Annotated in this window: 18 protein-coding genes and 1 tRNA gene; 15 read left to right on the top strand and 4 right to left on the bottom strand. The window is 69.6% G+C overall.

Annotated features, from left to right (window positions below; genetic code table 11):
- Nucleotides 1–286, bottom strand: a 286-nt coding sequence (locus AVP41_RS07590; protein WP_067162631.1) for a PadR family transcriptional regulator, incomplete at its 3' end; no start/stop codon positions are given.
- Nucleotides 287–332: 46 nt separating this feature from the next.
- On the opposite strand from AVP41_RS07590, the gene AVP41_RS07585 reads away from it, so the two are divergent.
- Together AVP41_RS07585 and AVP41_RS07580 are read left to right on the top strand one after the other, a co-directional pair.
- Complete coding sequence (locus AVP41_RS07585; RefSeq protein WP_067162629.1) at nucleotides 333–1304, top strand: alpha/beta hydrolase; 972 nt, start codon at nucleotides 333–335, stop codon at nucleotides 1302–1304.
- Nucleotides 1294–1653, top strand: a complete 360-nt coding sequence (locus AVP41_RS07580; RefSeq protein WP_067162627.1) for a hypothetical protein — start codon at nucleotides 1294–1296, stop codon at nucleotides 1651–1653. Before AVP41_RS07585 ends, AVP41_RS07580 begins: the two co-directional genes overlap by 11 nt.
- Here the strand turns inward: AVP41_RS07580 and AVP41_RS07575 are convergent.
- Entirely contained in the window at nucleotides 1643–3844 is a 2202-nt protein-coding gene (locus AVP41_RS07575; RefSeq protein WP_067162625.1) for an FG-GAP-like repeat-containing protein, read from the bottom strand. The genes AVP41_RS07580 and AVP41_RS07575 overlap by 11 nt on opposite strands.
- Nucleotides 3845–4049: 205 nt before the next feature.
- On the opposite strand from AVP41_RS07575, the gene AVP41_RS07570 reads away from it, so the two are divergent.
- Both AVP41_RS07570 and AVP41_RS07565 read left to right on the top strand, forming a co-directional pair.
- Nucleotides 4050–4679, top strand: a complete 630-nt coding sequence (locus AVP41_RS07570) for a DUF1684 domain-containing protein (protein WP_067162623.1) — start codon at nucleotides 4050–4052, stop codon at nucleotides 4677–4679.
- Between the two features lie 24 nt (nucleotides 4680–4703).
- Complete coding sequence (locus tag AVP41_RS07565) at nucleotides 4704–5126, top strand: DUF1003 domain-containing protein (protein ID WP_442922777.1); 423 nt, start codon at nucleotides 4704–4706, stop codon at nucleotides 5124–5126.
- A gap of 4 nt (nucleotides 5127–5130) precedes the next feature.
- Here AVP41_RS07565 and AVP41_RS07560 read toward each other — a convergent pair whose 3' ends face one another.
- Complete coding sequence (locus AVP41_RS07560; protein WP_067162621.1) at nucleotides 5131–5622, bottom strand: YajQ family cyclic di-GMP-binding protein; 492 nt, start codon at nucleotides 5620–5622, stop codon at nucleotides 5131–5133.
- Between the two features lie 153 nt (nucleotides 5623–5775).
- Between AVP41_RS07560 and AVP41_RS07555 the strand changes: the two genes are divergently transcribed.
- The 3 genes from AVP41_RS07555 to AVP41_RS07550 are packed head-to-tail and all read left to right on the top strand — an operon-like array spanning nucleotide 5776 to nucleotide 7228.
- The gene (locus tag AVP41_RS07555) at nucleotides 5776–6333 is read left to right on the top strand and encodes a hypothetical protein (RefSeq protein WP_157532405.1); all 558 of its coding nucleotides are present in this window, start codon (nucleotides 5776–5778) and stop codon (nucleotides 6331–6333) included.
- 47 nt (nucleotides 6334–6380) lie between these two features.
- A complete protein-coding gene (locus AVP41_RS16930; protein WP_231902689.1) occupies nucleotides 6381–6731 on the top strand; it encodes a hypothetical protein in 351 nt (116 codons plus the stop codon).
- Nucleotides 6662–7228, top strand: coding sequence for a phosphotransferase (locus AVP41_RS07550; protein ID WP_231902688.1), 567 nt, complete (start codon nucleotides 6662–6664; stop codon nucleotides 7226–7228). The genes AVP41_RS16930 and AVP41_RS07550 overlap by 70 nt, the downstream gene beginning before the upstream one ends.
- 30 nt (nucleotides 7229–7258) lie before the next feature.
- Here AVP41_RS07550 and AVP41_RS07545 read toward each other — a convergent pair whose 3' ends face one another.
- On the bottom strand, nucleotides 7259–8068 hold the full coding sequence (locus AVP41_RS07545) for a MerR family transcriptional regulator (RefSeq protein WP_067162617.1): 810 nt from the start codon (nucleotides 8066–8068) through the stop codon (nucleotides 7259–7261).
- A 98-nt stretch (nucleotides 8069–8166) separates the two neighbouring features.
- Here AVP41_RS07545 and AVP41_RS07540 point away from each other — a divergent pair, with 98 nt between their 5' ends.
- The 8 genes from AVP41_RS07540 (at nucleotide 8167) to AVP41_RS07505 (ending at nucleotide 14682) form a co-directional block, all read left to right on the top strand.
- Nucleotides 8167–8442 (top strand): hypothetical protein, encoded by a 276-nt coding sequence (locus tag AVP41_RS07540; protein WP_067162615.1) that lies wholly within the window; start codon nucleotides 8167–8169, stop codon nucleotides 8440–8442.
- A 147-nt stretch (nucleotides 8443–8589) separates the two neighbouring features.
- Nucleotides 8590–9711 (top strand): LacI family DNA-binding transcriptional regulator, encoded by a 1122-nt coding sequence (locus AVP41_RS07535; protein WP_082829065.1) that lies wholly within the window; start codon nucleotides 8590–8592, stop codon nucleotides 9709–9711.
- A gap of 9 nt (nucleotides 9712–9720) precedes the next feature.
- Nucleotides 9721–11010: a sugar ABC transporter substrate-binding protein gene (locus tag AVP41_RS07530; protein ID WP_067162613.1), complete on the top strand. Its 1290-nt coding sequence runs from the start codon at nucleotides 9721–9723 to the stop codon at nucleotides 11008–11010.
- Nucleotides 11011–11079: 69 nt separating this feature from the next.
- A complete protein-coding gene (locus AVP41_RS07525; RefSeq protein WP_082829064.1) occupies nucleotides 11080–12021 on the top strand; it encodes a carbohydrate ABC transporter permease in 942 nt (313 codons plus the stop codon).
- Between the two features lie 122 nt (nucleotides 12022–12143).
- Nucleotides 12144–12977 (top strand): carbohydrate ABC transporter permease, encoded by an 834-nt coding sequence (locus AVP41_RS07520; RefSeq protein WP_442922782.1) that lies wholly within the window; start codon nucleotides 12144–12146, stop codon nucleotides 12975–12977.
- A gap of 68 nt (nucleotides 12978–13045) precedes the next feature.
- Entirely contained in the window at nucleotides 13046–14014 is a 969-nt protein-coding gene (locus AVP41_RS07515) for a family 43 glycosylhydrolase (protein WP_067162609.1), read from the top strand.
- A 9-nt stretch (nucleotides 14015–14023) separates the two neighbouring features.
- Nucleotides 14024–14512, top strand: coding sequence for an FBP domain-containing protein (locus AVP41_RS07510; protein WP_067162607.1), 489 nt, complete (start codon nucleotides 14024–14026; stop codon nucleotides 14510–14512).
- 88 nt (nucleotides 14513–14600) lie between these two features.
- Nucleotides 14601–14682 (top strand) — tRNA-Tyr (locus tag AVP41_RS07505).
- Nucleotides 14683–14851 lie beyond the last annotated feature (169 nt).

The following is a 14851-nucleotide window of genomic DNA, read 5'->3' as shown; positions in this document are numbered from 1 at the left end:
GCAGCGCCGCGCCGCGCCGGGCTCGCGCGACCGCCGCCCCCGCGGCCGCGCGGGCTTCGCCGCTCAGGACGTAGAGGCGCCGGCGGGCCCCCCGTCGCTCCGACGGCTCCTCCCACTCCGACGTGATCCATCCGAGGCGCTCCAGACGTTCGAGGATCGGGTACACCGATCCGGCGGGGCGTCCGGTGCGTCCGACCACCTGGAGCCCCCAGACGGGATCTTCGGCCTGCAGGAGGACGTCGAGCACATCGGCGGTGGCCTCGGGAACGCGGGTGAGCGGGTCCATGGCGCAATCCTACATATATAGAGATAGCGATGGCTAGGCTGGCCACATGAACACCGACTGGGCCCCGGATGTCCTCGGTGCTCCGTTCCAGCAGCGCACGCTGCCGCTGGGCAGCGACGCCGCAGGCCCGGTGGTCGCCACGGTCGTGCGGCGGCTGCCGGGAGCCGTGCCCCGCCTGTTCGCGCCGCTCCGCGACGTCGACGTGCTCTACGTCCATGGCTGGTCGGACTACTTCTTCCAGACCGAGGTGGCGCGGTTCTGGAACGACCTCGGGGCGCGCTTCTATGCGCTCGATCTGCGCCGGTACGGGCGCAGCCTCCGCGAGGGGCAGACCCCCGGGTACACGAACTCGCTCTCTGAATATGACGCCGACATCGCTGCCGCGATCGAGGCGATGGGGCCGCGTCGGGGGCGCCGGCTCGTTCTCGTCGGGCACTCGACCGGAGGACTCATCCTCACCCTGTGGGCGGCGCGACACCCGGGCGCAGCCGCGGCCCTCGTCCTCAACAGTCCCTGGCTGGAGCTGCAGATCGGGTCGCTCGGTCGCCAGGCCCTCGCCCCGCTCGTCCGGGCCGCTGCCTGGGTCGACCCGCTCGGCCGGCATCCCGAGGTCGACCTCGGCTTCTATACCCGGGCCCAGCGCGAGGTGGGCTCGCTGCCGGAAGGGCACGAGGACTGGCGACCGGCGCGTGGCTTTCCGACCCACCCGGGGTGGCTCGCAGCGATCCTCGCCGGCCACGCGACCGTCGCCGCCGGCGTCGACGTCGGCTGCCCGGCCCTTGTCCTGCTTTCCAGCACATGGACCGCGCCGTTGCAGTGGTCTGCGTCGATGACCTCGTCGGACTCCGTCCTCGACGTCGACGACATCGCCCGCGCCGCCACGCGCATGGGGCGGCTCGTGACGGTGGCCCGGATCCCCGATGCGCTCCACGACGTGTTCCTCTCCGCACCCGAACCGCGCGCCCGCGCATTCGACGACCTTCGACACTGGCTCACAGGAGGCGCTCTTGCGCGATGACGAACCGAACGCCGACGTCGAGGTCAGCGAGGTCGAGCAGGCGGCGGCGTGGCTGGAACGCCTCACGCGCGACCCGCTGGCCGACGCCGTGCTGGGGCGGCTCACCGTCCTGCGCGCCAGCGACCCCGCGCCCCGCGGGCGCTACCAGGAGTGCGAGCTCGACCTCGAGGTGACACTTCCGGGGCGGCAGACGGCGCGAGTGACACACGTCGCCGTCTTTCCCCGCTCCCTCTGGCCGCGGGCCGGAGACGTGGTGCCGGCGCGCGTATCGGCGTCGCGCCCGGAGGTGTTCGAGGCGCAGTGGGAACGTCTTCGCGAACAGCGGAGCGGGGACGGGATCACCCGCTGACGGCTCGCGGGTGCGTCGCCACTCGCCACGACCCCGACGGGGCGCCCCATCCGAAGCCCTGCGACCAATGCGTCGCCGCTCCGAACCGGGAGCCGTCGCTCAATGACACGTGGACGCCGTCCCGGGCAAAGCCCACGATGTCCGCGCGCCCGTCCCCATCGACGTCGACGACCGATCGTGGCATCCATCCCGCCGTCCACTCGCGGGATCCGAAGTCCGCCGTCCACCGCGAGCTGGTGCCGAAAGAGGTGCCGCGGTTGAGTGCGACGAAGGTGCCGGTCGCGCTGAATCCGACGACGTCCGGTCGGCCGTCACCGTTGACGTCGGCGAGGGTTCTGCCGTCACGCCCACCGCGCCACGAGCCGGCCGAGGAGTCGTAGCCGAAGGACGCCGACCATCGTTTCGCCGTCGCGAACGACGAGCCCGTGTTCCGCGACACGTAGACACCGGCGCTGCCGAATCCGACGATGTCGGGACGGCCATCGCCGTCGATGTCCGTCACCATGCGCGGGTGGGAGGCAACGGTCCAGCCGCGTTCGTTGCCGAAGCTCGACACCCACAGCTGTGGCTTCGCGAACCCCGACCCGGTGTTGCGGGACACATACACGCCCTTGTTGGCGAACCCGACGAGATCGGCCCGCCCGTCACCGGTGACATCGACGACGAACCGGGGATTCCGGGAGGACAGCCACCCGCCGACGGACGATGCCGATCCCATCACGCGCCCCCACAGGGCGGGCGCCGTGAACGAGGTTCCGGTGTTGCGCGAGACGTACACGCCCGCCTCACCGAACCCGACGATGTCGGGAAGTCCGTCTCCGGTCACGTCGGCGAGCACCCGTTCGTGGCGACCGACTTTCCACCCCTTGGCGGCGCCATATCCCGCCACCCATTGGCGCGCAGCGCTGAAGGAGCTCCCGGCGCTCGTGGCGACGTAGACACCGCTGTTCGCAAAGCCGACCACATCGGCGCGGCCATCGCCGTTGACGTCGACCACCATGCGCGGGTTGGTGGAACGCTCCCACCCCTTCGCCGTGCCGAACGTCGCTACTGCTCGCCGTTGAGCGCTGAACCCGTCCCCGGTGTTCCGCGCCGTGTAGACCCCTCCGGGGCCGAAGCCGACGAGATCGGGCCGCCCGTCGCGATCGATGTCGGTGTTCCAATCGGTGGCCTGGGAGTAGTCGTCGATCCCGTCGGCGCCCGCGTCGGGAAGGGACGAGGAGACGTTCACCGGCCCCACCCGGTCGTCGGCGCGCAGGCAGCACGTGACGTGCCGAGACGTGAGCACCGTGCTCCCGGCGAGGTTCCGCCACACACCGTTGTACGCACCGCTGGAATCGTGGAGCGTGTAGTTGTCGAACTGAATGCCGTTGAGCGAGATGTAGTGACGCTTGCCGCTGGGCACATCTGTGGCGAGGTTCAGGATGGACAGGTGGACGTGGGCGCTGTTGCCCGGTGTCCCGCCGCAGGGGAGGGTCTGACCCGCGTTGCCGAGGTAGGTGCCCGCCTGCACCCAGTCGCCGACCAGCGAGGACTGTGCGTTGGTGAGGTGGTAATACTCGCTCATCCAGCCGCCGCCGTGGTCGACGCCGAGGAACCACCCCTTGCCGCACGTCACGCGGTAGACGCGGCCCGCCGCGACCGCCCGCACCTTCTTGTCGGCCGAGCTGAGCGGGGCGAAGTCGACGGCTCCGCGGTGGATCCCGTCGCTGTCGGCGTGCGATCCGCTCGCGCCCCAGCGCTGATTCGGGGCGAACGGAAAGCGGAACACCGGCTGTGGGCCGTAGGTCGTCACCAGGCGAGCCGAGGGTCCGCCGGGCATCTCCCGCGTCAGGGGGAGCGTCGGGCCGTCGTGGCCGAGGTCGTCGACAGGAACCGAGGGTGTCGGCGAGGGGTCTTCGGAGGGTGAGGGTTCCTCGGACGGCGACGGATCCGGCGTCGGGGACCCGGGCGTCTCGGAGACCGTCGGCTCGGGCGAGGCGGGACCGTCGACCGTCGGCTCCGGTGTCGGCGATGCAGCCTCGCTCGGCGTCGGTGCGGGAGGAGCCGGCGATGCAGCGTCGTCCGCCTCGGGGGACGACGCCGGGCTCGGAGCAGGTGAGGAGTCGGGCGGAGTCGCCGCGAGCGATCCTTCCGCGGAGACGAGCGTGATGGCGAGGAGCCCCGCGACGCACCAACTGATGGACTTCACTCGCCTCTTGTGCATCCGCCTTCTCCGGAATCTCCCCGAACGGGATCTCCCCAGGTCACTCACCCTAGGCGCGAGAAGGACATGGCGCAGGGGCTTGACCCGTGCGGTGCCGACGCGCTAGCGGCGGCCCGGGCGCGCGGATCCCGGTCGAGAGCAGTCGACCCGACGGCGACGCCCGCTACCCTCACAGGATGGCGGCAGACGAATGAACCACGACACGGCACGCATCGCCGCCGAGGTGGTGGACTGGCGTCGTCGCGTCTTCGCTCTCTACGCGGCGGTGCGCTCGACAGAGAACGCGGAACGAGCGCACGCGATGTGGAGGCGCGGACGAGACGAGCTGTTCGCGCAGCACTCCGCCAGTCCGTTGCTGCCTGCCGACCGCCCGTCCTTCCGCGGCCTGCCGGTCGCCCCCTACGATCCGGCGTGGCGTTTCGAGCTGTCGTTGCAGCCTGCCGACCCCGAGCGATTCGAGTTCGCCACGGGAACGGACGGTGTCGTCTCCTTCGAGCGCGTCGCACATGTGGGGGTGCCCGACGTCGGTCGCCTCGACGTGTGGAGACTCACCAGCTACGGCGGGGGGCTGTTCATCCCGATGCGGGATGCGCTCGCCGGCATGCCCGGCGGCACGTACGGCGGAGGACGCTACGTGATCGACACCGTCAAGGGCGCCGACCTCGGATCGGACGCCGCCGGCGGAACGATCGTGCTGGATCTCAACTTCGCCTACAACCCCTCCTGTGCGTACGATCCCGCCTGGGCGTGCCCCCTCGCACCGCCGGGGAACGTGCTCGACGTCCCGGTGCCCGTGGGAGAACTCGCCCCCGGAGCGTGATCACGCGGTGCCTAGGATGGGGCCGTGAACCGACCATTGACCAACTGGCACACCCACGCCACGGAGAGCCTGACACCCGGCCAACGCGCGGCGGACCGCCTCCGCAACTGGATGGGTTCGTGGGTGTTCATCGGCGGATTCGTCGGCGTGATGATCGCGTGGGCCGTCATCAACACGACATCCCTCAGGTGGGATCCGTACCCCTACATCCTGCTGAACCTGTTCCTCAGCATGCTCGCCGGCCTGCAGGGCGCGATCCTGCTCATCGCGGCCAAGCGTCAGGACGCCATCGCCGCTGCCCTTGCCCAACACGACTTCGAGACCAACCGCGCGGCGAAGATCGAGATCGAAGAGCTCATGGCCGTCAACCGGCGCCAGCTCGAGTACATCCGGCTCCTCTGCGTCCAGCACGGCATCACGCCGGAGCAGGACGCGGGAACGCCGTGACGGCTCAGCGGTAGTTGACGAACTGCAGATCCACGTCGAGGTCGGCGGCCTTCAGCATGCGCTGGACCTCCTGAAGGTCATCGCGAGACTTGGACTGCACGCGCAGCTCGTCGCCCTGGATCTGCGCCTTGACCGACTTGGGGCCCTCATCGCGGATGAGCTTGCTGATCTTCTTGGCGTCCTCGGAGGAGATGCCCTGCTTCAGCGTGGACGTGATCCGGTACTCCTTGCCGCTGGCCACCGGGTCGCCCGAGTCGAGCGACTTCAGCGAGATGCCTCGCTTGATGAGCTTGGACTGGAACACGTCGAGCACCGCCTTGGCGCGCTCCTCGCTGTTGGCTTTGATGAGGATCGCCTCGCCGCTCCACTCGATCGAGGCGTCGGTGCCCTTGAAGTCGTATCGCTGCTCGACCTCCTTGCGGGCCTGGTTGAGCGCGTTGTCCGCCTCCTGGCGGTCGATCTTGGAAACGATGTCGAACGAAGAGTCGCTAGCCATGCCTCCACCGTACTGCGCCGGCCCGGAGCGCGCGGGACGGCCTCGGGTAGTCTGCCCAGAACGGGCCGGCTAGCCCGCCGCGAGCACCGAGGAGGACCGTCCGTGAAGGTGTCGCACCTCGCGCCCTCTCCGCCGCACCGGGGAAGAACGCCCGTGCAGCGGCGCGGCGCACGCGGCGTGTGCGGGCTCGTCGGCGTCGCCGTGAGCGTCGCGGCTCTCACCGGCTGCGCCTCACCGGGTGGGCCGTCCTCCTCGCCGTCGTCGGCGCTCTCGCCGTCCCCGTCGGTCTGCGTCGTGGCGGAGAACCCGCACGCGGAGCCCCCGGAAGGGTGCATCACCTATGACCCCGAGGCGAACATGGCCCTCAACGAGTCGTATCGCGACCGCTACCCCGTCGGCGATGACGTCGTGGCGGCGGGAGCGCCCTATGTCGACGCGGTGACGGCGGGACTCGCCGATCTCCAGGGATCTGCTTCTCTCACGGCCGAGGGCGTTCGGGAGGTGCTCGCCCGTTCCGGGTTGCCCCCGGAGGGGATTCAGACGCTCGGCGACACCGGTTCCGTCGCTTTCGGCGCGATCCTTCCCGCGGAGGTGACCTCGTCGTCGATGGCGGCGTGCCTCTTCGGAGAGGTCACCACCGACCGCCTCGCGGTCGAGATCGGCGGTCTGGTCCAGGACGGCGGATGCCTCGCCGGTCCCGGGGGTCACTGAGTCGAGGGCGCCCACGCCGCTCCGAGACGGATTTGTAGGGTCGAAGGGTGGACACCGGCTTCGCCGCCCCGCCCGAGGATGTCATCGACGAGCTCGTCGCCGCCGTACTTTCTGCGGCGGGAGAGCGTGTCTCTCGTCCGGACTGGCGGCGGGTGACCCATGGCTCCGCGCACCTGGTCGTCTTGGCAGGAACGGTCGCGGTGCGCGTCACCCGCACCCCGGCCGCGGCCGCGGAGACCGTTCGCACGCAGCGTCTGATCGATCTGCTGCCTCCGCTTCCCTTCGCTGTGCCCCGGTCGAGGCCGACGGCGTCGAGGCCGACGGCGTCGTGGCTGTCGCCCAACGACGGCTCGACGGCGATCCGCACCCGAGCGGCCGCGGCGACGGCTCCGCGCTGAGAGCGCTGCTGGATGCCCTGCGCGGCGTGGACCTCGACCCTCTCCGCGACAGCCTGGCCCACCCCCACGCCTTCTTCGGCGGCCACGAGGGCCTTCGAGTACTCGTGGAGGACGCGCTTCCGCTCCTCGGCCCCAAAGCGCGCGACGGCGCCCTCCGAGCCGTCGAGGAGCTGGGGGCGCTCGAGCCCGGCATCGAGGTGCTGACCCACGGCGACCTCGCCGGCTCGAATGTGCTGTGGACGGCGGGCTCCGTCTCCGGCGTGATCGACTGGGACCTCGCCGCTGCCGCCGACGAGGCGAAGGACGTCGCGGCGCTGGCGACCTGGCACGGGTGGGAAGCGCTGTCGCCCGTCGTGCCCGCGGCCGTGCTCCGTCGGGCGCGGACGATCGCCGCGACGTATCCTCTGCAGCTCGTGGCCTTCACCCTTCACCGCGGTCGCACCGGGGTCGAGTTAGAGCGGGCGGTGGCGCGCGCCACCCAGGCCTACGGCCGCTGAACGCCGTCCGTCATGCGGCGTCATGCGGCGTCAGGCTACGGATGGCCCCGCGGGGTCGACGGGAACCGCGATCTCCATGACCGTGCCCGCCGCGCCGCTTCCGAACCCTGGGAGGTAGATCTCCCGGTTGGGGCCTCGTCGTTGCGCGCCCGCGGCCCGGGAGAGGTGATCGTGCACAGCCACCACGAGCGGCTGGTCGTCCGCCTCTGCCTGGTCGAGGCTCACGACCATCTCGGCATGGGCCTCGTCGCGCGCGATGTGCATGCCCGGTGGGGGCGGGATGAGGCCATCGAAGGGGACGCTGAGTGTCAGCTTCGCCGTCGACACCTCCGTGGCACGGGTGTGGATCTCGAGGAAGGGCGGGGCCGCAACCGGCACGTCGGCGGCGGTTAGCGCGGAAAAGGCCTGCTGCGTGAGGCCCGCGATCACCGCGCCCATCTCGGACAGCCTGGCGTCGCCGTCCACGCGCAGGACGACGCGGTCGGTCACCTGCCGCTGGCCGACCGCCAGTCCGGCCGGGAGTGCGGAGGTGCCGGAGAGCACGGAGCGGGCGTACTCGCCGGCGGCGTCGACTCCGGCGGCGCGGGCTCTCCGTCGTTCCCAGACGGTGTCGAACACGCGGAGAGGAGCGTGCGCGTCGATCACCTCGGCGACCTCCGACAGCGAGAGATCGAGGGACCGCAGAAGCGCGATCGTGCGGGCACGCTCGGCCTGGGCGCCGTCGAAGATTCGGCGCCCCGACGCGTCGCGCGTCGCCGTGAGGAGACCCCGATCCGCATAGAGTCGAACGGCCTTCTCGGAGATCGCGGCGTGCGCGGCGAGCTGTCCCGTCGTGAGCATGCTCTCACCGTAGAAGCTGCCCCAGGGGGAGGGGCAAACCGTGGGTCGCCCGTATGGGGCGAGCTGCGTCATACTGCCGGGAGACCCCGGAGGTGTCCATGACCGACCGCACGCCCGCACGCAATTCCGCCCACGAGGATCCATCCTCGCCGGAGCCGGTGCGGCCTCCGACCAATCCGTACCTCCTCGTGATCATGGCGGTATGGATCACCGCGGGCGCCCTCGGGCTCATGCTGCTGGCGGGCTCACTGAGTAGCGAGGTGACGGATCCGGACGTATTGTCCGCCGTCGGCACACGCCTGCTCATCGCCGCCGCTGCCGTCGCGCTCCTCCATCTCGCTGTCAACGCGGTGCGGTGGCGCGCCCCGCAGTAAACCCCCGCTCGCCCGGGCGAGTGGCCCACCCCGTTGCCTTTCTTCCCGGGCTCCCGGCGACGCGATGTTGACGTCAGCGCGCGATCTGCCCTACCATTCCGGTATAGCGATAAAACGTTTTATCAACACAAGGGTGTGAGGTGGAGCATGGGACGGGCGCGGATCTTCGACGTCGCCGCCGCCGCGGGCGTCTCCGTCACCACCGTGTCGCTCGTGCTGAACAACGCCGAGTCCCGCATCTCCGAGGAGACTCGCCAGCGTGTGCGCGAGGCAGCCGAAGCGGTCGGCTACTCGGCGAGCGCCGTCGCGCGCGGCTTGCGGACGCAGCGCACCCGCATCGTCGGGCTCATCTCCGATCAGATCGCCACCACCCCGTTCGCCGGACGCATGCTCGCCGGCGCGCAGGACGCGGCCCGCGAGAGCGGCCACATGGTCATGCTGGTCGACACCGGTGGCGAGACGAGCATCGAGACCGAGGCCGTGCGGGCGATGACGGCCCAGCAGGTCGATGGGCTGCTCTACGCCGCGATGTGGCATCGCGGTGCCACGCCTCCGGCAGGCCTGCCGAAGGGCACCGTGTTCCTGGACTGCTACCCGATCGGCGGCGGATTCCCGAGCGTCGTACCGGACGACTGGGCGGGTGGACAGGCGGCGGTTCGTGAGCTGCTCGCCGCCGGCCACCGCCGCATCGCTTATCTCGACACGAGCGACCGGGAGCCGATCGCCTCCCGGCTGCGCCATGACGGCTACCTCCATGCGCTTCGTGAGGCGGGGATCGAGCCCGACCCGGCCCTGCACGTGCGCGGCGAGACGTCGGCGCAGGGCGGGCGCGCGGCCGCCGACGAGCTCCTCGACCTGCCGGAGGATCGGCGTCCGACGGCGATCTTCTGCTTCAACGACCGGATGGCGATCGGCGTCTACACCGCCGCCCACCATCGCGGTCTCGAGATTCCGCGTGACCTCTCGGTCGTCGGCTACGACGACCAGCAGCTGGTCGCCGCGGAGCTGGATCCTCCCCTCACCACCATCGCCCTTCCCCATTACGAGATGGGTCGTTGGGCGATGGAGGTCGCGCTCGGCGTCCGCGCGGAGGGGGATGAGGACGCCGCGCACCGCATGGAGTGTCCCGTCATCAGACGGAGCTCCGTGGGCCCGCCGCCGGCGCATGTCGGCAAACAGAACCGGCGACGGGCTTCACATGTAACCGAAGGGCCGCGCGCAGCGGCCCCCGATCGGGTGACCGACGTGGGCGTCGGCCACCAGGAATAGGAAACCACAATGATGCGCAGAACGGTGCCGGTCTTCGTGGCCGCGGGGCTGGCGACAGCCCTCGCCCTCACGGGGTGCGGACAGGCGGGCCAGGGCGGGACGACCACGAAGGACGGCCGCACGCAGCTGACGATGTGGACGCACTCGGCGGGCAACGCCGCCGAGCTCGCGGTCTACGAGAAGATCATCGACGACTTCAACTCGTCGCAGGACACCTATGAGGTCGTGCACGAGTCGTTCCCGCAGGGGGCGTACAATGACGCGATCGTCGCGGCCGCCGCCTCGGGCGATCTCCCGTGCCTCCTCGACCTCGACGGACCGATCATGCCCAACTGGGCATGGGCGGAGTACCTCCAGCCGCTGGGGATCTCGACCGACATCACCGACAAGCTCCTCCCGACCGCGGTCGGGAAGTGGAACGGGGAGATCTACTCCGCCGGCTACTGGGACGCTGCGCTGTCGATCTTCGCGCGCAAGTCGGTGCTGGAAGCCAACGACATCCGCATCCCCACGACGGAGCAGCCGTGGACGAAGGACGAGTTCGACTCCGCGCTGGACACCCTCAAGAAGGCGGGGTACGACACCCCGATCGACATCGGCGCCGAGGACACCGGTGAGTGGTGGCCCTATGCCTACTCCCCGCTCCTGCAGAGCTTCGGTGGCGACCTCATCAACCGCGACACGATGCTCACCGCCGACGGCGCCCTGAACGGCGACGACGCGGTCGCATGGGGCACGTGGTTCCAGGGCCTGTTCGAGAAGGGCTATGCGAGCAACGCCGGCACGATCGGCAACCAGGAGTTCGTCGACGACAAGGTCGCCCTCAGCTACACCGGCGTCTGGAACGCCCTCGCCTCGGTCGAGGCGATCGGTGACGACCTCGTGATCCTGCCCCCGCCGGACCTCGGCAACGGCCCGAAGATCGGCGGCGGCTCGTGGCAGTGGGCCATCTCCTCGAGCTGCAACGACGCCGACGGCGCTCGCGAGTACCTCGAGTTCAGCTTCAACGACAAGTACATCACCGAGTTCGCCGACAACCAGATCGTCATCCCGGCCACCGAGGCCGCGGCGCAGGCGTCGAAGTACTTCGGTGACGACGGCGTCCTCCGCCCCTTCGTCGAGTTCTCCCAGAAGTACGCGGTGCTGCGTCCCGAGACCCCCGCCTACGCGGTGATCTCGACGACGTTCGAGACCGCAGCGAAGAACATCATGAGCGGCGCCGACGTCAAGGGCACGCTCGACCAGGCCGTCAAGGACATCGACGCGAACATCGCGTCGAACGACGGGTACGGCTTCTAACCGATCCCGATCGCACGGGGTGCCGACGCGTCGGCGCCGGTGCCCCGTGCGCCCGGAAGGACCTCTGTCATGACTGTCACGCCTCCCACGGTGGCCGCCGAGACCCCTCGGCGATCGCTCCGCCGTTTCCGTTCGATCCGGGGACGAGAGACCTGGGCGGGGATGGGCATGGTCGCCCCCGCGGCGATCCTGCTGCTCCTGTTCCTCGTCATCCCCGTGATCCTCGCCTTCACGCTCTCCTTCACCAACGCACGCCTGATCTCCCCGAATCCGCCGCGGTTCGTCGGGTTCGACAACTTCATCCGTGCGTTCACCGCCGACCCGGTGTTCGTGCAGTCGATCGGCAACACGGCGCTGTTCGCCCTCGTCGTGGTCCCGGTCCAGGCAGGCCTCGGCCTCGCCCTCGCCGTGCTGGTGAACCGGAAGCTGCGGGGGACGACGTTCTTCCGCGTCGTCTTCTTCGTCCCCGTCGTCACCTCGATCGTGGTCGTCTCGATCCTGTGGAAGTTCCTCTATCAGGAGGACGGACTCATCAACTCCATGATCGACGCGGTGACCTTCGGCCTGTGGAGCGGCACCGACTGGTTGAACGATCCGCAGACGGCGCTCGGCGCCATCATCGTGATGTCGATCTGGCAGGCCGTCGGGTTCCACATGATCATCTGGCTGTCGGGGCTGCAGACGATCCCCGAGGAACTGTATGAGGCGGCACGGATGGACGGTGCGAGCCCTTGGCGTCAGTTCACCAACGTCACGTGGCCGGGGCTGCGCCCGACGATGGTGTTCGTGCTCGTCACGATCACGATCGCCGCGCTCGGTCTGTTCGTGCAGATCGACGTCATGACCCAGGGCGGGCCGCAGGGCGCCACCTCGACGGTCGTCTACCACGCCGTCCGCAAGGGCTACGGACAACAGGAGATCGGCTACGCGGCGGCGATCTCGCTCATCTTCTTCGTCGCCGTGCTCCTCATCGCGCTGATCCAGCGCCGCCTCACCCGGGAGAAGGACTGATGACCGCCACCGTTCCCGCCCCGCCGGCCTCGCGCCGCTCCGCCTCGCGGAACACGTCGCGCCGGCCCGTCCGCTCCGCCTCGGCGGGGCGCCGCTGGGGGACTGCGGCGACCTACATCGCGATGTCGGTCCTCGCCGTGATCTTCCTGTTCCCGCTCGTCTTCATGTTCGTGTCGAGCCTCAAGCCCGACAGCCAGATCCTGCAGGACCTCGACTCGCCGATGGCGTTCCTGCCCGTGGGGGACATCAGCCTCGACAACTACTTCGGGGTGTTCGACCGGGTGCCGGTCGCGCAGTTCATGTTCAACTCGGTGCTCGTGACGGTGCTCACGGTGGGGCTCGGCCTCGTCGTGAACTCGATGGCGGGGTTTGCCCTCTCCCGGCTGGCGTGGAAGGGACGCCTCGTCGTGCTCGGCCTCATCATCGCGACGCTCATCGTGCCCTTCGAGACGATCGCCGTGCCGATGGTCTACTGGGTGTCGCAGCTGCCCACCCTCGTGTTCGAGGGCGGCGTGCTCAAGTACGACTTCGGGTGGCTGAACACCTACGAGGTGCAGATCGTGCCGTTCATCGCGAACGCGTTCTCGATCTTCCTGTTCACGCAGTACTTCTCGACCATTCCGAAGTCGCTCGATGAGGCAGCCCGCATCGACGGCGCGAGCTGGTTCACGATCTACCGGCGGATCATCGTTCCGCTGTCAGGTCCGGCGTTCGCGACGGTCGCCATCCTCACCTTCCTCCCCGCGTGGAACCAGTACCTCTGGCCCCTCATGGTCGTGCAGCGGGAGAACCTCCGCCCGGTCATGGTGGGAATGCAGTACTTCTTCCAGCTCAACACGGCCTGGGGAGAGGTCATGGCGTACACCTCGATGATCACCATCCCCGTGCTCATCGTCTTCCTGATCTTCCAGCGCGCGTTCGTCAGCTCGATCGCCGCGAGCGGTGTGAAGGGCTGAGCGGCACCCCGCCGTCGCCTCACGCTGCATCTCATCCGCGGGCTCAGCCCGCAGTAAGGACGTTCATCGTGTTCGATCTTCCCGATTCCTGGGTCTGGGACTACTGGTTCGCCGACGACGGCGACCGCTATCACCTCTTCTTCCTCTACGCCTCGCGGGCCCTCCACGACCCCGAGGCGCGCCACTACCGTGCCTCGATCGGGCATGCCGTCTCCACCGACCTCGTGGAGTGGGAGCGGATCGCCGACGCCCTCGTGCGGGGGGAAGCGGGGGAGTTCGACGACCTCGCCACGTGGACCGGTTCGACCGTGCGCCACCCCGACGGCACCTGGTTCCTCTTCTACACCGGCTCCACCCGCGCAGAGGGCGGCAAGAACGTCCAGCGGATCGGTTATGCCACGTCCACCGACCTCGTGACCTGGCAGAAGGCGCCGGGGGCGGTGCTGGAAGCGGCCGCGCCCTGGTACGAGACGCTCGACAGCGGTGACTGGCACGACGAGGCCTTCCGCGATCCGTGGGTCTTCGCCGATCCCGAGGGTGACGGCTGGCACATGTATGTGACCGCTCGCGCACCGGAAGGGCCCGTGAACGGACGCGGCGTGATCGCGCATGCGTGGTCGGCCGACCTTCGCGAGTGGGAGCTGCGCGAGCCGGTGAGCGTGCCGTCGGAGAACGGATTCGGACAGCTGGAAGTGACGCAGGTCGAGGTGGTGGACGGGCGCCCCGTGCTGCTGTTCTCCTGCCTCGCCGACCATTCGATGCCCTCACGCCGCGCGGCGCGGGCCGGCACCTGGGCGATCCCCGCCGAGAGCGTGCTCGGGCCCTTCGACGTCGACCGCGCGGAGCCTCTGACGGGGCAGGACCTGTACGTCGGACGGCTGCTGCGCCGTCGCGACGATGGGCAGTGGCTCCTGTTCGCCTTCCGTAACGTGGGGCCGGACGGCGCGTTCCTGGGCGGGGTGACCGACCCCATGCCGGTGTCGTGGGTCGACGGACGGCTCGTCGCCGAGGCCCCCGTGGCGGCAACTGCTTCCTAGACTGGAGGGATGCAGCCGCTCACGGAGGACCAGGTGCGCGCCGCGCTCGTCAATGCGACGACCGACGAGATCGAGAGGGTGGCCCTGCCGGTCGACTTCCTGCTCGTGGACTGGGACCACCTCGACTTCCTCGCCTGGCGCGATCCGCGCACGCGCGCTCGCGGCTACGTGATCGCCGAGCTCGACGGCGCCCCCACGGGCGTCGTCCTCCGCGCAACCGACGGATCGAGCCGGGGACGGCCTGCCCTCTGCAACCTGTGTCACACGATGCAGCCGGGCGACCAGGTGGCCCTGTTCACTGCTCGCCGAGCCGGTGACGCGGGGGAGCGGGGTGACAGCGTGGGCACGTACGTGTGCGCGGATCTCTCCTGCCACGAGAACGTGCGACTGGCGGCACCTCTCGCGCCCAGCGAGGTGCGCGCCAGCGTCGACCGCCGGATCGACGGCACCCGCCACCGCGTCGAGTCGTTCGTGGAACGGGTGGCCGTCGCCGCGTAGCGACGGTGGTTTTTCGTGGGGCGTTCGACCCGGTAAGATGGTGGATCGCGCCTCCGGTCGACTGTACAAGCCGGTCGGGTGCGCACCTGGCGAGTTACCCAAGCGGCCAAAGGGATCTGACTGTAAATCAGCCGGCATAGCCTTCGGGGGTTCGAATCCCTCACTCGCCACCGCAGGACACGGAGGGGCCCTCGCCAGAAGACGGCGAGGGCCCCTCCGTCGTTGGCCCGCGGTGCCGCGCTGAGCTGCTCGGGAATGCCGAAGTATGAGAAGGCGACGTATCGCAACTGCGGATACTGCCGCACGTCGATGTCTCGATGGGAGTTGAGTGGTCATCGC

Origin of the sequence: Microbacterium sp. TNHR37B (assembly GCF_001620065.1) — a bacterium.
Taxonomy (GTDB): domain Bacteria; phylum Actinomycetota; class Actinomycetes; order Actinomycetales; family Microbacteriaceae; genus Microbacterium.
Note: the sequence above shows the minus strand (reverse complement) of the source record. Positions and strands in the feature narration are given on the sequence as shown.